This window comes from Streptomyces sp. NPDC050509 (assembly GCF_044457965.1).
GTDB lineage: Bacteria > Actinomycetota > Actinomycetes > Streptomycetales > Streptomycetaceae > Streptomyces.
On record NZ_JBITHL010000011.1, the window covers coordinates 13897 to 32570 of the forward strand.

At 70.2% G+C, this 18674-nt stretch carries 18 protein-coding genes and 1 pseudogene; 10 read left to right on the forward strand and 9 right to left on the reverse strand.

Annotated elements, in window-relative coordinates; translation table 11 throughout:
- Nucleotides 1-140: 140 nt before the first annotated feature.
- Nucleotides 141-347: a DUF5999 family protein gene (locus ACIBJC_RS28815; RefSeq protein ID WP_384995704.1), complete on the reverse strand. Its 207-nt coding sequence runs from the start codon at nt 345-347 to the stop codon at nt 141-143.
- A gap of 292 nt (nt 348-639) precedes the next feature.
- Complete coding sequence (locus tag ACIBJC_RS28820) at nt 640-1305, reverse strand: hypothetical protein (protein WP_399297364.1); 666 nt, start codon at nt 1303-1305, stop codon at nt 640-642.
- A 528-nt stretch (nt 1306-1833) separates the two neighbouring features.
- Here ACIBJC_RS28820 and ACIBJC_RS28825 point away from each other — a divergent pair.
- Nucleotides 1834-3402: a glutamate--cysteine ligase gene (locus ACIBJC_RS28825; protein ID WP_399297366.1), complete on the forward strand. Its 1569-nt coding sequence runs from the start codon at nt 1834-1836 to the stop codon at nt 3400-3402.
- Between the two features lie 163 nt (nt 3403-3565).
- Here the strand turns inward: ACIBJC_RS28825 and ACIBJC_RS28830 are convergent, their stop codons facing one another.
- Nucleotides 3566-5422 (reverse strand): hypothetical protein, encoded by a 1857-nt coding sequence (locus ACIBJC_RS28830; RefSeq protein WP_399297368.1) that lies wholly within the window; start codon nt 5420-5422, stop codon nt 3566-3568.
- A gap of 187 nt (nt 5423-5609) precedes the next feature.
- On the opposite strand from ACIBJC_RS28830, the gene ACIBJC_RS28835 reads away from it, so the two are divergent.
- On the forward strand, nt 5610-6410 hold the full coding sequence (locus tag ACIBJC_RS28835; protein WP_399297826.1) for a CPBP family intramembrane glutamic endopeptidase: 801 nt from the start codon (nt 5610-5612) through the stop codon (nt 6408-6410).
- Nucleotides 6411-6492: 82 nt separating this feature from the next.
- Here ACIBJC_RS28835 and ACIBJC_RS28840 read toward each other — a convergent pair whose 3' ends face one another.
- Complete coding sequence (locus ACIBJC_RS28840) at nt 6493-7314, reverse strand: PhzF family phenazine biosynthesis protein (RefSeq protein ID WP_399297370.1); 822 nt, start codon at nt 7312-7314, stop codon at nt 6493-6495.
- A gap of 226 nt (nt 7315-7540) precedes the next feature.
- Here ACIBJC_RS28840 and ACIBJC_RS28845 point away from each other — a divergent pair, with 226 nt between their 5' ends.
- From ACIBJC_RS28845 to ACIBJC_RS28855, 3 genes are all read left to right on the forward strand, one after another.
- Complete coding sequence (locus ACIBJC_RS28845; RefSeq protein WP_399297372.1) at nt 7541-8464, forward strand: helix-turn-helix transcriptional regulator; 924 nt, start codon at nt 7541-7543, stop codon at nt 8462-8464.
- 67 nt (nt 8465-8531) lie between these two features.
- Nucleotides 8532-8936 carry a RidA family protein gene (locus ACIBJC_RS28850; RefSeq protein WP_399297374.1) on the forward strand — a complete coding sequence of 135 codons (405 nt, stop codon included), beginning with the start codon at nt 8532-8534 and terminating at the stop codon, nt 8934-8936.
- 55 nt (nt 8937-8991) lie between these two features.
- Nucleotides 8992-9426, forward strand: a complete 435-nt coding sequence (locus ACIBJC_RS28855) for a VOC family protein (RefSeq protein ID WP_399297376.1) — start codon at nt 8992-8994, stop codon at nt 9424-9426.
- A gap of 64 nt (nt 9427-9490) precedes the next feature.
- Here ACIBJC_RS28855 and ACIBJC_RS28860 read toward each other — a convergent pair.
- Nucleotides 9491-10155 (reverse strand): annotated as a pseudogene (locus ACIBJC_RS28860) (maleylpyruvate isomerase N-terminal domain-containing protein); the annotation flags it as partial.
- 91 nt (nt 10156-10246) lie between these two features.
- Nucleotides 10247-11254, reverse strand: a complete 1008-nt coding sequence (locus tag ACIBJC_RS28865) for a helix-turn-helix transcriptional regulator (RefSeq protein ID WP_399297378.1) — start codon at nt 11252-11254, stop codon at nt 10247-10249.
- Between the two features lie 122 nt (nt 11255-11376).
- Between ACIBJC_RS28865 and ACIBJC_RS28870 the strand changes: the two genes are divergently transcribed.
- Nucleotides 11377-11775 (forward strand): VOC family protein, encoded by a 399-nt coding sequence (locus tag ACIBJC_RS28870; RefSeq protein ID WP_399297380.1) that lies wholly within the window; start codon nt 11377-11379, stop codon nt 11773-11775.
- A 102-nt stretch (nt 11776-11877) separates the two neighbouring features.
- Here ACIBJC_RS28870 and ACIBJC_RS28875 read toward each other — a convergent pair whose 3' ends face one another.
- Nucleotides 11878-12498 (reverse strand): TetR/AcrR family transcriptional regulator, encoded by a 621-nt coding sequence (locus tag ACIBJC_RS28875; protein WP_399297382.1) that lies wholly within the window; start codon nt 12496-12498, stop codon nt 11878-11880.
- On the opposite strand from ACIBJC_RS28875, the gene ACIBJC_RS28880 reads away from it, so the two are divergent.
- On the forward strand, nt 12403-12747 hold the full coding sequence (locus ACIBJC_RS28880; protein ID WP_399297384.1) for a 2Fe-2S iron-sulfur cluster-binding protein: 345 nt from the start codon (nt 12403-12405) through the stop codon (nt 12745-12747). The two genes, ACIBJC_RS28875 and ACIBJC_RS28880, sit on opposite strands and share 96 nt — an antisense overlap.
- Before the next feature lie 61 nt (nt 12748-12808).
- Here ACIBJC_RS28880 and ACIBJC_RS28885 read toward each other — a convergent pair whose 3' ends face one another.
- Nucleotides 12809-13813, reverse strand: a complete 1005-nt coding sequence (locus tag ACIBJC_RS28885; RefSeq protein WP_399297386.1) for an SDR family NAD(P)-dependent oxidoreductase — start codon at nt 13811-13813, stop codon at nt 12809-12811.
- Between the two features lie 197 nt (nt 13814-14010).
- Nucleotides 14011-14373, reverse strand: coding sequence for a PhzF family phenazine biosynthesis protein (locus ACIBJC_RS28890; RefSeq protein ID WP_399297388.1), 363 nt, complete (start codon nt 14371-14373; stop codon nt 14011-14013).
- A gap of 263 nt (nt 14374-14636) precedes the next feature.
- Between ACIBJC_RS28890 and ACIBJC_RS28895 the strand changes: the two genes are divergently transcribed.
- From ACIBJC_RS28895 to ACIBJC_RS28905, 3 genes are read left to right on the forward strand one after another with little or no spacing between them, the layout of a single operon-like run.
- The gene (locus tag ACIBJC_RS28895) at nt 14637-15395 is read left to right on the forward strand and encodes a TnsA-like heteromeric transposase endonuclease subunit (protein ID WP_399297390.1); all 759 of its coding nucleotides are present in this window, start codon (nt 14637-14639) and stop codon (nt 15393-15395) included.
- Nucleotides 15383-17464 carry a Mu transposase C-terminal domain-containing protein gene (locus ACIBJC_RS28900; RefSeq protein ID WP_399297392.1) on the forward strand — a complete coding sequence of 694 codons (2082 nt, stop codon included), beginning with the start codon at nt 15383-15385 and terminating at the stop codon, nt 17462-17464. The genes ACIBJC_RS28895 and ACIBJC_RS28900 overlap by 13 nt, the downstream gene beginning before the upstream one ends.
- On the forward strand, nt 17461-18498 hold the full coding sequence (locus ACIBJC_RS28905; RefSeq protein ID WP_399297394.1) for a TniB family NTP-binding protein: 1038 nt from the start codon (nt 17461-17463) through the stop codon (nt 18496-18498). The genes ACIBJC_RS28900 and ACIBJC_RS28905 overlap by 4 nt, the downstream gene beginning before the upstream one ends.
- Nucleotides 18499-18674 lie beyond the last annotated feature (176 nt).

Below are 18674 nucleotides of genomic sequence, written 5' to 3' on the forward strand. Positions count from 1 at the left end.
TACGCGGCGGCAGGCGGCGTACGAGACGTTCGTGGACATGCGTCGGGGCCGGTGCGGAGTGAGTCTCCGGGCCGGCCCCCGTTCTTCCGGTGGCAGCCGCGCGCCTCGCGGGCGGCGAACTGCCGGGCGGCGGCCGGGGTTCAGGCCGCCGTGGCCACCTGCTCGGTGCGCAGCGGCCGGTGCGGAGCGATGATCTGTCCGTCGGGCAGCAGCTCACCGGTGTCCTCGAAGAGCAGTACGCCGTTGCACAGCAGGCTCCAGCCCTGCTCCGGGTGGTGCGCGACCAGCCGCGCGGCGTCGCGGTCGGCGGAGTCGGCTGTCGGGCAGGCGGGCTGGTGCTGGCACATGGGTGGATTCTTTCGCTGGGTCGTTGTGAGTGTCCTGCGGCGCGATGTGGTCATGGCGCCTCCCCCGTATCTGTCTGGTCCAGTCCTAGTGTTGCCCTACGGACGGTAAATCCGCAGGTATTTCGCGGCAGCGCTTCCTTCTGCTTAAGGACGTGCCACCCGCCCGGACGGTTCAGCTCAACTGCGCTCTCTTTTCGGGTGGTTCGCAGTGGCCTGAGCGGACTACGCCACATGGTCAGCGAAGTGCCCCGCGGCCGCCGGGGGCCGCGGGGCACAGGCGCCCGGAGCGCGTTCAGGCCGGGGTGCGGAGCAGGGGCGGCGCGGGAGTGAGCGGAGTGGCCGGGGGGAGAGGCGGGGCCGAGGGGAGCGGAGGGGGCGGAGTGAGCCGCAGTCCGATCACCGGCAGCAACTCGGCGACCCGGTGCGGGCGGTGCGCGGCGATGCCCGGCGGCGCGGGCGCCAGCGGGACGAGGATGTCGGTCGGCGCGGGCGCGCCCGCGCCGGCGTCGGCCTCCGTGTCGCCGTGCAGCCAGAGGGCGAGCATGTACAGCTCGGGTATGGAGAGCAGCCGGGGCTGGTAGGCCGTCGTCAGGCTCTCGGCCTGGCGCAGCGCGCGCTCCGTGGAGGGCAGGTACGGGCCCTCGAAGAAGCGCGAGAAGGTCCAGCCGTCCGCGGTCGGCATGGTGTCGGCGGCGGCCACGGTGCGTTCGCCGCTGCGGATCAGGAAGCGCCAGCCGGTCAGCCGGGTCCGCGGTGCACCGCTGCCTGCTGTGGTCGTTCGGTCCTCCGGGGTGACGTGGTCGAGCACATGAACGGGAAGCGGGAGTTCGGGGCTCAGCGGTCCCTGGACGGACTGGAGAGCGGGGGTGCGGGCATCGCGCACGGCGGTGGGGGAACCGAGTGCCGCGAGAACGCTGCGCAGGGCGGGCGCCGGGGCCGGGGGTACATGCAGCGGCATGGTGGGTTGCCTCTCATTCAGGAGACAGGGTGACGCGTGAAATGGAGCGTGGGCGGGTGCGGACATCGCTGTCGGCGTGCGGGGTCAGAGGTGGGTCACCGGGCCGCTGGCGGCCGGGCACCGACTCTCTGCCTCGTGGGCAGAGTTTATACGACGCGTGTTCACGCCATGTTTCCGCTAGCTGTACTGGATATTGCGGGCAAGACACTATTAAGTCCATCTCCCGCGCGCTTTCTGTTGATAAATAGGGAAGGGAGGGTGTCTGGCCTGGGGTGATTCGCCGGATGGGGTCGGCTGAAAACGGTCGGCGATTTTGGAGGACGGTTCCGGGAGTGGAAACGAATATCCACTCCCTGCCCTGTCACCTGTCATGCCGAGGGAATGTGCCGGACGCCTCGGGGGCCGGACTCGCCACCCTACCGGGCGCCGGGCGCCGACGGGACGTTACGGATCACTCTGTGTGGGCATTATCGATCGTGACGCGAGCGGCCCCAGCCGCCGGAAGCCCAGTCGAGGAGGGACACTTCGATGGGGGAGAAGGTCGAAGCGGGCGGTTCCGACCTGTCCGATCGGCAGAAATACCGCAGGAAGCTCCAACAGTGCCTGAGGGTGCTGGAGCGACTACTGGCGGAGGAGAGGTTCGATCGGCCCAAGAATCTGATGGGCCTGGAGATCGAACTGAATCTGGCGGGCTCCGACGGGATGCCCCGCATGATGAATGCGGAGGTACTGAAGCGCATCGCGAGCGGCGATTTCCAGACCGAACTCGGAATGTTCAACATGGAAGTGAACGTGGCTCCGCACCGCCTGGGCGGGCGCGTACTCGATCAGCTCGCGGAGGAACTGCGCACGGGCCTCGGATATGCCCACCGTAAAGCGAGCGAGGTCGACGCGGGGATCGTGATGATCGGAATTCTCCCGACCCTCACGCAGCACGACGTGGTCTCCGCGAACCTTTCCGACGTGGACCGCTACACACTCCTCAACGACCAGATGGTGGCGGCCCGCGGCGAGGATTTCACCCTCGACATCGAAGGCGTGGAACGGCTTACGTGCACGTCGGCGTCGATCACCCCGGAGGCCGCCTGCACCTCCGTACAACTGCACCTCCAGGTCACCCCCGACCGGTTCCCCGACGTGTGGAACGCGGCCCAGGCGGTGGCGTCCGTACAGGTGGCACTCGGTGCCAACGCGCCCTTCCTGTTCGGCCGGGAGCTGTGGCGCGAATCCAGGCCGCCGCTCTTCGAACAGGCCACCGACACCCGGCCGCCGGAGCTGAAGGCACAGGGGGTACGCCCCAGGACCTGGTTCGGCGAGCGCTGGATCAGCTCCGCCTACGACCTGTTCGAGGAGAACCTGCGCTACTTCCCCCCGCTGCTGCCGATCTGCGACGACGAGGACCCGATGAGCGTCCTCGACGCGGGCGGGATGCCCGACCTCCAGGAGCTGGCGTTGCACAACGGCACGGTCTACCGCTGGAACCGGCCGGTGTACGAGGTCGCCGACGGCGCCCCGCATCTGCGGGTGGAGAACCGGGTGCTGCCCGCGGGGCCCACGGTCACCGACGTCATCGCGAACGTCGCGTTCTACTACGGGCTCGTGCGGGCCCTCGCCGAGGATTCCCGGCCGGTGTGGAGCAGGCTGCCCTTCGAGGACGCCGCCCGGAACTTCGAGGAGGCGTGCCGGCACGGCATCGACGCGGAGCTGCGCTGGCCGCGCCCGGGCCGTACCGGCGGGATGACGACCGTACCGGCGGTGAAGCTCGTACGGGACGAACTGCTGCCGCTCGCCGCGGCCGGGCTCGACGCGTGGCAGGTCGCGCCGGTGGACCGGGACTTCTACCTCGGGGTGATCGAGGAGCGGTGCAAGCGGCGGGTGAACGGCGCCTCCTGGCAGGTGGAGACCTTCCACCGGGCGCTGGAGGCCGGGCTGGAGCGGGACGCGGCGCTCGCGGCGACGACCCGCCGCTACTGCGAGCTGATGCACCGGGGTGAGCCGGTGCACACCTGGCCGACGGGGTTCCCGGCGCCGTCCGGCGCGGGGCCCTCCGATCCGGGCGACTCCGACGCGGGGCCGTTCGCCTCCGGGACGGGATGACACGGCGCGCTCTCCGCGAACCGGAGCCCCGCGAGCCGGAGCCGCAGGAGCTGGATGTCCGCGAGCCGGAGCCGCATGAGTCGGAGTCCCCTGAGCCGGAGCCCCACGGGGGAGCGAACGGCGGGGGCCCCGGCCGGTCCGGCCGGGCCGGCGCGTCGGGGGGTCAGGGGCGCGCCGCGGTGGTGCCGCCGGTGGCGTCCGCCGCGGACTCGCTCGCCGACAGCATGATCGCCCGCAGGATCACCGACTGGATGTCGGCCGGGTCGCTCACCTCGTACCCCGCGCCGCCGGTGGCCCGCGCGATCGCGTCGATCTCCTTCCGGTCCGCGTCGGGCCCCACCGCGACCCCGATCAGCGGCACCGGTCGCGCCGGGTCGGCGAGCTTCTTCAGCCGCTTGACGAGATCGCCGCGCGAGATGCTGTCGTCGTCCTTGTTGGAGCCGTCGCTGAGGACGACGAGCGCGTTGAACTTGCCGGGCACATAGCCGGCCTGCGCCTCCTTGTAGGCGGCCAGCGTCGTGTCGTACAGCCCGGTGTCACCGCCGGGGACGGGCTTCAGCGCGGTGAAGGCGTCGGAGAGCCGCTCGCGGTGGGTGCCGCCGCCCCGCGCGGGCTCACCGAGCCGGGCCGTCCTCTCCAGCTTGCGGTAGTCCTTGGCGCCGTCCAGACGGGTGCTGAACTCCCACAGGCCGATCTCGTCCTCGGCGGTGAACTGGGCGAGGGCCCGCAGCAGCGACGCCTTGGTGACGTCCATACGGCTCTGGCCACCGCGTCCGGGAACGGGCTCCTCCATCGAGCCCGAGGCGTCCACGACCGTCGTCAGCCGGGTGCTGCGCACGGACATCGTCCACAGGCCGAGGGCCTGCTCCACCGCCTCGGCGGACGGCGGGCGCGCGTCGTCCCCGGTGTACGGCTGGGGCGAGCGGCCACCGGCCGTACGGAGCACATCGGCGTGGACGGGGGTGTTCGCGACCCGGAAACCGTGCTCAGCCAGGGTGCGGTACGAGCCGTCCTCGCTGAGCAGCACCATGAACCGCATGGCGGCACGGCTCTCGTCCGTACTCAGCTCGGTCTGGTTGACCAGGCTGTACGGGTAGTCGAGCGCCGGCGCCCCGTCGGTGGGGTAGAAGAGTTCGAGCCGCGCGGAGTCGCCGGTCCCGGAGTTGTGGCGGAACGCGGCCTGCTCGGAGAGGAGCACCGCCTCGTTGCGCCGGGGGTCGGCGAGCCCGGCGCCCGCGTCGTCCTGGGCGAGGCTCTCCAGCACCCGCGTGTCCGACTCCGAGACCCGCTGGGTGAGCAGCTTGGCGAGGGCGGCGGCCCGGGTGCCACCGGCCCCGTCCTGCCGCTCGGACTCCTTCGGCCTGCCGCCCCGCCGCTCGGACTCCTGCCGCTCGGACTCCGCGATGCTGCTGAGCGCGAGCAGCCCGGTGGCGCTGCGCGACGGATCGGCGGAGCCCAGGCGCAGGGTGTCGGCGTTGCCGGCCGCGGCGGCGAGCGCGGCCCAGGTGTAGGTCTTCGTGGGCCAGCCGAGCGCCCGCGCCGACGTGGGCAGCGCGGCCAGTGCCACCGGGGAGAGGGCCACATTGCCCGCCGGGGTCAGGGAGACGGCGTCCCCGACGCTCTTGGCGCGGTCCACCCACAGGTCCGAGTCCGGTACCCAGATCTGGTAGTCGGGCGCGACCGTGGCGGTGGCGAGCGCGTTCGCGACCTCGGCGTTCTCACGGGCGGTGACCCGGATGTCGATACAGCGGCCGTCGGAGGTGACATGGTCGCGCCGGGCACGGTCGGCGACGGCGCGCAGGGCGGGTGCGATGTCCGGGGAGGCCACGAGATCCAGCCGTACCGGCGCGTTCCCGCAGGAGGTCTCCGAGAGGGAGAGCAGGCCGCTTCCCGCCGCGATCCCCGTCCCCGCGGCCACCGACACCACGACCGCGGCGGCGATCGTGACGGTGCGCCGGCGGGGCGGCCAGACCCTGCGCACTCCTGCCGATCGTGCGTCGGGCAAGCTGTGACGTCCCATGGCGGTGGTGCCCCTCCTTCGTGAAGGGTGAACAAGGGCTGGGAGAGTGGACGGGCCCCGAGGTCCAGGGCCCGGACGCCGAAGGGCGCCGGTCTCCCGGCCTGTCGCGAGCGATCTTCGTATCTGCATTCGAGACCCTAGCGGCACCGTGCGAGGCATGAGGCGCGAATACTCAACTGGAGGCTGTGTGCAGGCGGAGGCGGGGCGGGTGGACGGCTCTTACCCCCAAGAAGCCCTCTCACCGAGGACGTTGCGGTCCGAGACAGTGCTCGTGCTGGCGCTCTCGCTCGGCGCGAGCGGGGTGTCGGCGCTCATCAGTTTCATCGGCTCGCTGACCAGGCCCGGAGCGCTGAGCGACCAGGCGGCCCGGCTCAACGCGTCGGCGGCGCCGGGCCGGCCGTGGCTCGACCTCGCCTGGCAGCTCTTCGGGATCACCACGGCGCTGGTGCCGGTCGCGCTGGTCGCGCACCTCCTGCTGAGGGAGGGCAGCGGGCTGCGGGACATCGGCTTCGACGGCCGCAGGCCCTGGCCGGACCTGGGGCGCGGCACGCTGGTGGCGGCCGGGATCGGCAGCGCGGGACTGGCGTTCTACCTGGCGATGCAGGCGGCCGGGTTCAATCTGACGGTGCAGCCGGAGTCACTGCCCTCCGTGTGGTGGAAGTTCCCGGTGCTGATCCTCTCGGCGGTGCAGAACTCCGTACTGGAGGAGGTCATCGTCGTCGGGTATCTGCTGCGCAGGCTCGGACAGCTCGGCTGGACGCCGATGGGCGCGCTGGTGGCGAGTTCGGTGCTGCGCGGTTCGTACCACCTGTACCAGGGGATCGGCGGCTTCATCGGCAACATGGTGATGGGCGTGGTGTTCGTCCTGCTCTACCGGCGGTGGGGCCGGGTCGGCCCGCTGGTCGCCGCCCACGCGCTGCTCGACATCGGGGCGTTCGTCGGGTACGCGCTGCTGGCGGGGAATGTCTCCTGGCTGCCCACGGTGTGACGCGGGGACACGGTGACGGTGACGTGGACGCGTGAGCGGCGCCGAGGGGCGTACGGGGGCTGCCGTACGCCCCTCGGCGGCGTCACGGCGCGCTGTGCAGCTCGCCGTCGATGACCGTCACGGCCCGCCCGGTGAGCAGCGTCCGGTCGCCGCGCAGTGAGGTGCGGACGAGGCCGGTGCGGGCGGAGGCCTGGAGCCCGGTGAGCTCCGTACGGCCCAGCCGGGCCGACCAGAACGGGGCGAGCGTGGTGTGCGCGCTCCCCGTCACCGGATCCTCGTCGACCCCGACGTTGGGGAAGAAGCCCCGCGAGACGAAGTCGTAGCCACGGCCCGGATCCTCGGCGACGGCGGTCACGATGACACCCCGTTTGGAGACCGTCCTCAGCGCCGCGAAGTCCGGGGCGAGGTCCCGTACGGTCCGCTCGTCGGCCAGCTCCACCAGCAGGTCCCCGATGTGCTCCGACGTGTCGTGCACGGAGAGCGGCTCGGCGCCCAGGGCTGCGGGGACGCCGTCCGGGACGGTGACCGGGGTCAGCGGCGAGGTCGGGAAGTCCAGGGTGAGGGACCCGTCCTCGTGCGCGGTGGCGCCGAGCACCCCGGGGCGGGCGGCGAAGCGCAGGGGGCCGCTCGCGCGTCCCGTGCTGTGCAGCACATGGGCGGTGGCGAGGGTGGCATGGCCGCACATGTCCACCTCGGTGACCGGGGTGAACCAGCGCAGCGCCCAGTCGGCCTCGCCGCCGGGCGGCAGGGGATGGGCGAAGGCGGTCTCCGAGAGGTTCACCTCGGCCGCCACCTGCTGGAGCCAGGCGGCGTCGGGGAAACCGTCGGATTCGAGGAGCAGCACCCCGGCGGGGTTGCCCGTGAAGGGGCGGTCGGCGAAGGCGTCGACGATTCGAATGCGCATGGGGCGAGCGTACGAGCCGTACGGGAGCCGCTGCCCGGGGCCGGGCCCTCGGGTCCCGTACGGACACCGTCGGAGCTGGTGGCGGCCCTCGGCAGATGGCGCAGGGCGAAGACGCCGACGCCCCGGTGACCGTCGGGACAGCGGTCGGTCCTTCCGCCGTCCCCGCGCCCTGGGTACACCTCACAGGGGCACCCGGGGCCGGACCGTTCCGCCTACGCTCGAAGCCATGGAGCTGGAGAGCCTCGGGGCCTATCTCAAGAGCCGCCGTGACCGGGTCACGCCCGCCGACGCGGGACTGCGTACTTACGGAACGGCCCGTCGCGTGCCGGGTCTGCGTCGCGAGGAGCTGGCGCAGCTCGCGGGGGTGAGCGCCGGCTACTACACGCGGCTGGAACAGGGCCAGGCCGGTACGGCCTCCCGGCAGGTCCTCGACGCGCTCGCCCACGTGCTCCGGCTCGATCCGGCCGAGACGGCCCACCTGCGCAACCTCGCCCGTCAGCCCGCCACATCACGGCTGGTCCGCCCCCGCCCGGAAACACCGCACTCCCGCGTACGGGCGCTCCTGGCCTCCCTGGGAGAGAGCACGCCGGCCGTCGTCCTCGGCCGCCGTGGCGACGTGCTGGTGTGGAACCGCACCGGACACGCCCTCGTCGCGGAGCACCTCGACTTCGACGCGCCCCACGATCTCGCGCGACGGCCGTCCATCCCCCGGATGTTCTTCCTCGACCCCCTCACCCGCGATCTGCACCAGAACTGGGAGGAACTGGCCCGATCCCATGTCGCCTACCTGCGGTTCACCGCCGGCAGATATCCCCACGACGCCCGGCTGGCCGAACTGATCGGTGAACTCGCCATGCACAGCGCCGACTTCGCCGAACTGTGGGCCAGGGGCGATGTCGCGGAGTGCACCGTGGGCACCATGCGCCTGCGCCACCCGACCGTCGGCAGGGTCGACGTCGACTACCAGGTGTGGCTCCAGCCCGAGAGCCCCGACCACCGGCTGGAGGTCTACACGCCCAACGACACGGCCTCGGCCGACGCGCTGCGCCTGCTGTCCGACCAGGTCGCCGATCAGGCCGCCGACCAGGCCGCCGATCAACGGGAAACCGAGGCCGCCCGCCCCGAGGCACTCGGGCGTACGGGCGGATAACCGCCGTCGTCCGTCTCCCGCGCGCCCGCTCATCCCACCACGCCGCCCGACAACGTACGGAGATCTCATGGCTGTCTCGCTCATCAACCCCGACGGGCATGTCCGCGTTCCGCTCTACCACCACGTCGCGGTCGCGACGGGGAGCAAGCAGGTCCACATCGCGGGGCAGGTCGCCTGGGACGAGAACGGCGACCTCGTGGCACCGGGCGACCTCGCCGGACAGGTTGCCCAGGTCCACCGCAACGTCGCCAGGGCGCTCGACGCGGCAGGAGCCACGTTCCACGACGTCGTCCGGTTCACCTGGTACGCCGCGGGCTGGAAGCGAGAGATGTACGAGGCATTCAACGCGGGCATCGAGCAGGCGGCCCGCGAGTTCGATCTCGCCACGCCGCCGCTCGCGCTGATCGGGGTCGACGTCCTCTTCGAGCCCGGGATCCTGGTGGAGGCCGAGGTCACCGCGATCGTCGAGTAGGAGGCGCCGATCAACACGGTGGAGGGGCCGGTCCTCGGGTGGATAGGGTGGCCCGATGGCGTCGATCAAGCAGGTCCAGATCACTTTCGACTGCGCGGAACCCGAGCGCGTCGCTCGTTTCTGGTGCGAGGTGTTGGGGTACGTCGTACCGCCGCCGCCGGAGGGGTTCGCCACGTGGGACGATTTCGACCGCTCGCTGCCGGCTGAGCGTCAGGGGTCGGCGTTCGCATGTGTCGATCCCTCAGGTGTGGGCCCGCGACTGTTCTTCCAGCGCGTGCCCGAAGGCAAGGTCGTCAAGAACCGGGTGCATCTCGACGTGCGGGTCGGCACCGGGCTCGTGGGTGAGGAGCGTGTGGCCGCACTTGAGGCCGAGTGCGCACGACTTGTCCCGCTCGGCGCGGTACGCGGGCAGCTCCTGGTCGCCGATGGATTCAACGAGTCGTGCCTCGGGATGCAGGACGTCGAGGGCAACGAGTTCTGTCTCGACTGAGGGCCGTGAACAGGGTCGTGAACAGGGGGGCCGGCCACGACCGAGTCGGTCCTTCGGACGGTCGTCCGAGGACGAGCGGGAGTTTCGTGGCCAGTTCGCCCAGCTCGCCCGGTTCGGCCTTCTCCGCGTCGGTCGGCGCGCGCCGTCCGGTGCCGACCAGCAGCGCGTCCTTGTCGGAGAACGACGCGGGGAACGCCGCCCCGGCGATCCTCTCCAGCATCTCGCGGGACCGGGCGAGCCCCTCCGCCGGTGGCGCCGCCGCGTCCGGGAGGTGCGCGACCAGGTCGAGATGGTGCAGGGTCCACTCCAGGACGTACGCGGACAGGTAGTCGCCCGCGGTGAGGACCTCGTCGCGGGTGCCCACCCGCAGGCGCGGGTCGGCGAGTTGGGCGGCGCGGCCGGCGGCGGAGCCGACGTCGTCGAGGTGGAACGTGAGCAGCCGGGGTTCCTCGTACGCGGCAGCCAGCCGGACGGTCAGCGCGTCGAGCGGGTCGTCGTCCGTCGGCGGCGTTCCGGCGACGTCCCAGTAGGTCACCGCGTCGCGGGTCGGTTCCGTTTCGGCCGGGGTCGCCAGGGTGATCAGGACGTCCTGGGCGTCGATGACCAGATGGCGGACCAGGTCCCTCGTACGAGCCAGCCGGTACAGCCGGACGGCTGTTGGAAGTCCTCGTCGGAGAGTTCGGCGACCGCCGCGCGCAACGCCGTCCAGGAGCGTGAGACGAGATCCATGACGGCACGGTAGTGCGGTGCCGCCATGGCGGACAGCGGAACGGGCCGGCGCGGGGCCCCGGCCGGCAGGGACAGGGGCCTCGCTGATCCGTCATGCGTGAGGCGGCCTTCGCCGGGCCGAGTCCGCGAGCCTGCCGGCGAGCGCCTCGACGAGGTCGCGGAGTTCGTCCGGTCGCTCGATGACGAACGGCCGGTCCAGCGACGCGAGCACGGCAGGCAGCCAGTCGAGCCGTTCCACCCGCAGTTCGACACGGGACCAGTGCGCGGCGTCCGCGTCCGCGTGCGCGCGGTCCGAGGACGGTGACTCCTCCACGATCGCGATACCGGCGGGAAGCCGGGTGTGGATCTGCTCGGCCGTCCCCTGGATCCGCAGAGTCACCTCGTGGCGGTACGGGGCGGTGGCGAGCCCGGTCAGGACGTGCTCCGCCGGGTCGAATCCGGCGGGCGGATCGAACGCGCCGGGCAGGGTCCTCGCCCCGTCGATACGATCCAGCCGGAACGTCCGGTCCTCACCCAGCGCGGGATCCGCGCCCGTCACGTACCACCTGCCCGAGTGGGCGACGAGCCCGTACGGGTGCAGCGTGCGTTCGCTGCGCCGGCCGTCGGCGGCGGTGTACCGGATCGAGATCGGCCGGTGATGGCGCACGGCGTCGGCGATCGGGAGCAGGACCCCGGTCTCCGGGGCGGCCGACTCACCGGGCGGAGCCGTGAAGGCGAGAGAGCCGAGCACGGCGTCGAGTCTGCGGCCGAGCCGCTCGGGCAGCACCCGCCGGACCTTGGCCGCCGCCGTCTCGCTCGCCGTGCCGGTGGCCGTCATCAGGCCGGCTCGCCGGCCCGCGACCAGGCCGAGCAGCACGGCGAGCGCTTCGTCGTCGCTCAGCATGAGCGGCGGCATGCGGTATCCGGAGGCGAGCCGGTAGCCGCCGTAGCGGCCGCGCACGGACTCGACGGGCACGTCGAGGTCGAGGAGGTGGTCGACGTACCGCCGTACCGTGCGCTCGTCGACGTCGAGCCGATCGGCCAGTTCGGCCACGGTCCGGATGCCTCCCGACTGCAGGAGCTCCAGCAGGGTGAGTACGCGAGCGATGGGTCGGGACATGCCGAGAAGTCTCTCGCGGATACCGGGCGGATTCTGTCCGGTATGGATCGTAGTGTGCGCTCAGAGGCATCGATCAGCTACATCGATCACACCGATCACATCGATCAACCAGGGGAGAACTCATGAACTTCGTCTCGGTCCGCGTCATCACGGACGACGTCGCCCGCCTCGTCACCTTTTACGAGCGCGTCACCGGAGTGCGGGCGAGCTGGTCCAACGAGGACTTCGCCGAGCTGAGGACCGCCTCGGCCACCCTCGCGATCGGCAGCACCCGTACCGTCCCGCTGTTCGCGCCCGGCTCCGCCCGCCCGGCCGACAACCACAGCGTCATCCTCGAATTCCTCGTCGACGACGTGGACAGCGTGTACGAGAACCTGACCGGCTTCGTGGAGGACTTCGTCAACGAGCCCACCACGATGCCCTGGGGCAACCGCGCGCTCCTCTTCCGCGACCCCGACGGCAACCTCGTCAACTTCTTCACCCCGGTCACCCCGGCCGCCGTCGAGAAGTTCGCTCGCTGACGGGAGAACGACGCCTCCTGGGGGCCGTATCGAGAAGGTGCCGGGCCAGGTCGCCTCGGTGTTCGCGTACTCCGTGCGGCGGCGACGAGCCCGCACCGGCGGCTACCCGTCACCGCGCAGATATCGGGTGATCATGGCGGTCAGCTCCGTCTCCAGCCTCTCGACCTGGACGGGATGCGGGGTTGCCATGAGCTTGTGGGTATTCATCTCCACCGTTCCCACGACCAGTTCCGCGGCCATGTCGAGATCCCGCACCCGGACGTCCGGATGGCGGGCGAGCACGTCGCGTATCTGACGCACCCGCGCCGTGCCGTGCCGGTCGATCGCTTCGATCAGTTCACTGGAGACCGGGGCTTCTTCGATCATGATCCGCAGGAGTTGCGGGTCGTCGCGATGGTGGTCGATCGCGTCGCGGACCAGGGCCAGCACCGTCTCCTTCAGGCTGCCGGGGGTCAGGTCCAGCTCTTCGGCTCCCTTCCAGGCACCGCGGTCGATGTGCCGGACCAGCAACTCGGCCAGGATGGCGTACTTGTTCGGGAAGTACTGGTACAGCGAGCCGATGGACATGCGGGCGTGTTCGGCGATGCGGTTGGTGGTGCCGGCGGCGTAGCCGTACTCGGCGAAAACGTGAGCAGCGGCAGTGAGGATGCGCTCACGGGTGAGCTCGGCACGCACCTGCCGAGGCTTGCGACGTGGGGTGGGACGGCGTTCGGCGGAGGGCATCCGTTGATCTTCCCGGGCAGTGAAAAGCGAGTAGCTCTCGCCGCAGGACTGCGCGTGCCGTACTCCTGCACGGTCGGCAACTGTGGTGAATGCATGGTGCGGATGCGCAGCGGAGAGGTCACGCAACCCGAGCACACCTGCCTCACACCGGAGCAGAAGACCGAGGGCTACGTACTGACATGCGTCGGCTGTCCGCTGTCGAAGGTGACGCTCGACATCGCCGATCCGGCGGTCTCCGAAGGACCTTAGGACCTTAGGACTTCAGGGCCTTGACGGCCGGAAGCGGCACCGCTTATCCGGTCTCGTCCGGTCAGGCGTCCACTTCGCCGCGCTCAGTCGCCGGGCCTTCAGCCCCACCGGACCCTGTCGGCGCGGTGAACGTCAGATCGTGGCCGGTCAGCTCGCAACTGGCCGCCCAGAGACGTGCCGCGGTCGTGGTGTCGGCGAGGTGGTTCCAAAGGGGTTCGATCCTGGGCGTACCGCGCAGCCCGAACAGTCGGGGGCTCCACATCTGGCCGCCGCGGACCCCTGGGTCGAGCACGGCCCGGACAGCGGGCCAGGCGGCGGCGTCCTTGCCCTGGACGAGAAGGCCGAGCGGCAGATGGCGCAGCCGCTCGCCGGCGGTCCGGACATGGAACGGCGGGCGCGAAGGCGTGAGGGAGTCGAGCGCGCCGCCGGGATGAACGACCACGCTCAGCGTCGTGCTGCCGACGGCGCGCAGGCGCCGGTCGAGTTCGAAAGCGAAGAGCATCTGGGCCAACTTCGACCGTGCGTAGGCGCGCTTGGGCTGGTAGTCGCGCGTGCCCTGGAGATCGTCGAGGTCCAGGCGTTCGGACTTGGCGGCGAAGCTGCCGGTGGTGACGATCCGGCTCCCCGGGGTTGCCGTGAGCAGGGGGGCCAGGTGGCGGGTCAGTGTGAAGTGCCCCAGGTGGTTCACCGCGAGCATCACCTCGTGACCGGCCGTGGTTTCGCGGCGCGGAGGATGGTCGAGCGCCATGCCGGCGTTGTGGACGACGGCGTCGAGGCGATCCAGACCGAGCGCGTCCACGGACGTCTTGAGCGACGCGAGATCGGCCAGGTCCAGGGGCACGTGCCGCACCTTGGCGCCGGGGACGCGCGAGTTGATGGAAGCGATCGCCTCGTCGGCCTTCGCCCTGTCTCGGCTACCGAGCACGACCGTGGCCCCGGTGCCCGCGAGTTGCTCGGCGACGAAATACCCGATCCCCGCGTTGCCGCCGGTGACCAGGAAGTTCTTTCCCTCGGCGTGAGGCAGCCGGTGGACGTCCCACTGCGGGAACGGGGGTACGGAGGACATGGCGGGCTCCCGGAAGCTAGGAGTGGTCTGGAGGCGGGCGGGACCGTACACGCACAGCCGGCCACGCCCAGTCCCCACAGTCCCAGCCGCCACCCACATCCTGCCGACAGATCGCTGTCCCCACCGACAGCCGACCGACACTCACTGGCCGGTTCGACTCTGCTCCGCGCTGTGCGGATGTCGCATCGCGGCATCGGTCACAGGTGCGTGCTGTGCGCGCTTGTGGCTGTGCGCCGTCGAGTTCCCAGGACACGTCCGGCTGGGCGAATTGCAGTGACGGTACGTGCACGGTGTCGCCCCAGACGAGGAGCCGGCCGGCGCTGCCGCTGACTTCGTGGACGGTGTGTCCGGGGGTCGGTACGGCCGTCACACAGTCGTTGATCGCGACCGTGCAGGCGGCAGGTGCGGCAGCGAGACAGGTTCGTCCAACGCGCCAGGCGGTGAGTCTCCTCATCTGTCAGGTTCGTGCCGTCCAGGACGACCGCGACCGGATTGCCACCGCAGGGGAGCGTGGAGAACACATCGACCTGCATGAACGAGCGGGTTCGCGACACGGTCATCGAGCCCTTTCGTATCGGTGCCGGCGGATTCGGCGTCCATCCCAACTGACGCGTGTGGGACCGGTACAGGGCCTCTCGCGACGAAGTGGCCCCGTCAACCTCCTCATGTCCGCCGATCCTCCTCCCCCATCCGGCCCCCCACCGGCCGGGCGCACCGACTGACCTGTGTCAGTTAACCCTGATCGATTGCCACTGATGAATGATCAACGCTAGTTTGTGCCACCAAAGGATGATCACCTGGCGTACAGCAAGCGGAGGACGTGGTGGGGGCACTTGCCAGTGTGTCGGACGAGGCTGCTCTTACGGCCTTTGACCTGGCGTTTTCCGTCAACAGCTTGCTTGTACGCCGGTCGCTGGGGGCCAGCTGGGATACGCCGTTCGAGGCTGTGGACCCGGTACGGGAGTTCAGCTGGCGGAAGGACGGCCAGGGGTTCGCGGGCTGGTATTACTCGACGACGGTTCGGGATCACGTGGGCTACGAGTCCTGGCTGGAGAGGGACCGGCTGATCCTGCTAGACCGCGACCCGCACGTGGCCGCAATCGCCTCACAGCCGTTTTGGCTGCACTGGCACGACGGCACCCGCAAGCGCCGACACGCTCCGGACTACTTTGTCCGGCTGTCCGACGGTCGCGCCCGTGTCGTTGATGTCCGGGCCGAGGACGAGATGGATGAGGCGACGCGGGAGGCGTTCGACGCGGCCGGGCATGCCTGCCGGGCCGTGGGCTGGGAGTTCGAGTGGGCCGGGCGGCCTGATCCGGTGTTCATGGCGAATGTCCGCTGGCTGTCCCGGTATCGGCGGGCCCGCTGCCGACGGCCGGCGGGGGTGGCCGACAGGCTCCTGGAGGTCTTCCGCGAACCGATGGGGCTCTGGGGCGGCGCCGGGCTGGTCGGCGACCGGTTGCAGGTTCTGCCGGTGCTTTTTCATCTGTTGTGGTCCGGGGCTTTGAAGACGGACCTGGTGGGAGGGCTGATGGAGACCGACAGCCTGGTCTGGACGGAGGGAAACGCATGGGCAGCCTGAAGCGGCCGCCGGCCTTGGCGGTCGGCCAGCGGGTTCGGTTCGAGGGCCAGGTCAGGGGGGTTCTCGAGGTCACTACACAGGCGGCGGTGCTGGAGGACGCCGGGGCACCGCACCGAGTGGTGGCCCTGATCGATCTGTTCGAGACGGCGGACTTCGAGGTCCTGTTCCAGCCCGAACGCATTCCGCTGCCGCCGTCCGGCCTGCTGGAGACCTTCGATCCCGAAGTGATGAAGCAGGCATTGTGGTGGGAAGGGCACATCCTCGAGGTCTTGCACGGACTGCCGCCCGGCGTCGAACCCGGAACACTGCCACGGCCGGGCTATGGGCCGGGCACGTCGGTGACCTCACGCCAGAAGACCAAGGCGACCGAACTCGCGGCCCTCGGCCACGAGATCAAGTCCGGGGCGGTGGGGCTGCGGCGACGCCGCTATTTGGAGGACGGCCTGGCAGGACTGGCCAGGCTCGTGGACCACCGACCTGGCCGCAAGCGCAAGGAGTTCGGTGACGCACCGGACGCCGTCGTCGCGGCGATGCGGATGGCGATCAAGGAAGGCGTCGAGACCTCGACACGCAACGGGGCCTACCTGATCTGGAGGACGGAGGAGATCCTCCGGGACAACGGCGGCGACCTGGCCGAACTGCCGTCGCGGCGGACGCTCTACCGTCTGCTGGACAGGCTGGTGGCGGGCACGCACGCGACCGGGTCGGCGGTCACCCGCAGGTCGATGGCCCATGGGGCTGCTGCCCCGTTCGGAGAGCTGACGGTGTCGGCTCCGGGCGAGGTCATGCAGATCGACTCCACTCCGCTGGACGTCATGGTCCGCCTCGACGACGGAGTGGTCGGCAAGGTCGAACTGACCGGCATGATCGATGTCGCGTCCAGGACGCTGACCGCGGCGGTGCTCAGGCCCACGACGAAGTCGGTCGACGCCAGCGTGCTGCTTGCCCGCACGGTCACGCCGGAACTGATGAGGCCAGGCTGGATCGACGCACTGAAGATGTCGCGCTCGGTGCTGCCGCACCGCCGCCTGCTGACGATCGACGAACGCCTCAAACATGCTGCAGCCAAGCCGGTGATCGTCCCGGAGATGATCGTCTGCGATCACGGCAAGGTGTTCATCTCGCACAACTTCCGGGCGTCCTGCCGGTTCCTGGAGATCGACTTCCAGCCCACGCACAAGGGATCGCCCTTCGAGAAGGGGCACATCGAGAAGATGCTGGGCTCCGTCGCGACGATGTTCGCCCAGTTCCTCCCCGGCTACACCGGCCGCAACACCGACCACCGCGGCCGGCACCCGGAGGAGGAGAACCTGTGGTCACTGCCCGAACTCCAGGACCTGCTGGACGAGTGGATCGTCGCGAGGTGGCAGAACCGGCCGCACGAGGGCCTGCGCGACCCCGGCCACCCGGGACGCCTGTTCACCCCCAACCAGAAGTACGCCGCCCTGGTGGAGGCCTGCGGCTACGTCCCGGTCGCGCTCAGCGGGCAGGACTACATCGAGCTCCTGCCCGCGGCCTGGCGGGCCGTCAACTCCTACGGCATCCGGATCAACAACCGCACTTACGACGCCCCCGAGCTCGGGCCGATGCGGCGGCGGGACTCAGGCGTCACCGCCAAGCGCGGGCTCTGGGAAGTGCACCGAGACCCCTACGACGTCTCCCGAGTCTGGGTACGCAACCACCGCGGCGAAGGTGAGTGGGTCCAGGCAACCTGGAAATACCTGAACCGGGCACCCGTTCCCTTCGGTGACCTCGCCTGGGACCACGTCAGCCACCAACTACCCAAGGCCACCGAGGAAGAACTCGCCGCAGCCGTGTCAGCCCTGCTGACTCGCGCACACGCCGGCCCCGACGAGCCAGTGGCAAAGAAGCGGAAGGCCAAGCCGTCCAAGGCGGACCGCCGCGTCGCCGCCCGGACCAAGGCCACCACACCGGCAGCAGCCACACCCCCACCGCAACCAGAGATGCAACCCTCGCCGGAGCCGCTGGCGGAGGACGAGGAAACGATGGCCGAAGTGATCCCGCTGGGAATCTTCGACCCGCTTGAGGACCCTTGGAGACGCTCGTGAGCACGCCGCTGGCAGACCAGCCGGATGACGATTTCGGCCGCTACCTGACGGTCCTGCCCGGTTGGCGCGAGTTCGTCGCGGGGGCGATCAGTGAGCCGACGGCCACGCTGACGCAGGATGAGTACGAAGCCCTAACCAAAGAGGACAGATACCAATACGACGAGGACCGGCTTGACCACCATGCCCGCCTGCAGGTGGTTGCCACCTCGACCGTCCGGCACACTGTCACCTGCGGGCGCCGCCTGATCATCCTCAACCGCGGCGCCATCAGCGCCCGAAGAGGCCTCATCGTCTCCGGGCCAGCCAACACCGGCAAGACGATCGCCCTCACCCAGCTCGGCCTGGCCCACGAACTCCAGGACCGCCGTCGGCACCCCGGCCAAGACGAGCGCATACCGGTCATCTACATCACCGTCCCGCCTGCCGCGACACCCCGCATGATCGCTGCAGAGTTCGCCCGCTTCCTCGGCCTTCCGGTGCTGCGAAGCTCCAACATCACCGACCTCACCGAGGCCGTGGTCGGCGTCTGCACCAAGGCCCGCACCAACCTCATCCTGGTCGACGAGATCCACAACATCTCCCTGCACACCCGCACGGGAGCCGAGGCGTCCGACACGCTCAAGTACTTCTCCGAGCGCATCCCCGCGACGTTCGCCTACGCCGGCATCGACATCGAAGACAGCGGCCTGCTCTCCGGCACCCGCGGCGACCAGATCGCCGCCCGTTTCACCTCGGTGGCCACTCACCCGTTCCCCTACAACAAGGAATGGAAGGCGCTGGTCGCGCAGATGGAAGCGAACCTTTTGCTGCATCAGCACAAGCCCGGCACTCTGACCCGTCTGGACCGCTTCCTGCACACCCGAACGGGCGGCATGATCGGAACCCTCTCTCACCAGCTCCGCGGAGCCGCCGTGGACGCCATTCTCACCGGCTCAGAAAAGATCACTAAGCCCGGACTGCTGGCCGTTGACCTGGACATCGCCTCCGGCCGCAAGCGGCCAGGCGGCCCTTCAGCGGCGGCCGGCGGTCAGTGACAGTGCCACCTTGGAGTGACCTTACGATCGCACGTCTTCCCTTCCAGGTCCGTCCACGAGCAGGGGAAGGCGGCCCCGCCTTCATCAGACGCCTCGCCCACGCCAACCACCTCCCGCCTGCCTACCTTCGAAAGTTCCTCATAGACCCACCCGGCCCACGGGGCACACCGTCCTGG

Bases quoted from the DNA above. Each gene is read 5' to 3' on its own strand.
- ACIBJC_RS28815 (WP_384995704.1), bottom strand. From the start codon at position 347: ATGTGCCAGCACCAGCCCGCCTGCCCGACAGCCGACTCCGCCGACCGC.
- ACIBJC_RS28820 (WP_399297364.1), bottom strand. From the start codon at position 1,305: ATGCCGCTGCATGTACCCCCGGCCCCGGCGCCCGCCCTGCGCAGCGTT.
- ACIBJC_RS28825 (WP_399297366.1), top strand. From the start codon at position 1,834: ATGGGGGAGAAGGTCGAAGCGGGCGGTTCCGACCTGTCCGATCGGCAG.
- ACIBJC_RS28830 (WP_399297368.1), bottom strand. From the start codon at position 5,422: ATGGGACGTCACAGCTTGCCCGACGCACGATCGGCAGGAGTGCGCAGG.
- ACIBJC_RS28840 (WP_399297370.1), bottom strand. From the start codon at position 7,314: ATGCGCATTCGAATCGTCGACGCCTTCGCCGACCGCCCCTTCACGGGC.
- ACIBJC_RS28845 (WP_399297372.1), top strand. From the start codon at position 7,541: ATGGAGCTGGAGAGCCTCGGGGCCTATCTCAAGAGCCGCCGTGACCGG.
- ACIBJC_RS28850 (WP_399297374.1), top strand. From the start codon at position 8,532: ATGGCTGTCTCGCTCATCAACCCCGACGGGCATGTCCGCGTTCCGCTC.
- ACIBJC_RS28855 (WP_399297376.1), top strand. From the start codon at position 8,992: ATGGCGTCGATCAAGCAGGTCCAGATCACTTTCGACTGCGCGGAACCC.
- ACIBJC_RS28865 (WP_399297378.1), bottom strand. From the start codon at position 11,254: ATGTCCCGACCCATCGCTCGCGTACTCACCCTGCTGGAGCTCCTGCAG.
- ACIBJC_RS28870 (WP_399297380.1), top strand. From the start codon at position 11,377: ATGAACTTCGTCTCGGTCCGCGTCATCACGGACGACGTCGCCCGCCTC.
- ACIBJC_RS28875 (WP_399297382.1), bottom strand. From the start codon at position 12,498: ATGCCCTCCGCCGAACGCCGTCCCACCCCACGTCGCAAGCCTCGGCAG.
- ACIBJC_RS28885 (WP_399297386.1), bottom strand. From the start codon at position 13,813: ATGTCCTCCGTACCCCCGTTCCCGCAGTGGGACGTCCACCGGCTGCCT.
- ACIBJC_RS28890 (WP_399297388.1), bottom strand. From the start codon at position 14,373: ATGACCGTGTCGCGAACCCGCTCGTTCATGCAGGTCGATGTGTTCTCC.
- ACIBJC_RS28900 (WP_399297392.1), top strand. From the start codon at position 15,383: ATGGGCAGCCTGAAGCGGCCGCCGGCCTTGGCGGTCGGCCAGCGGGTT.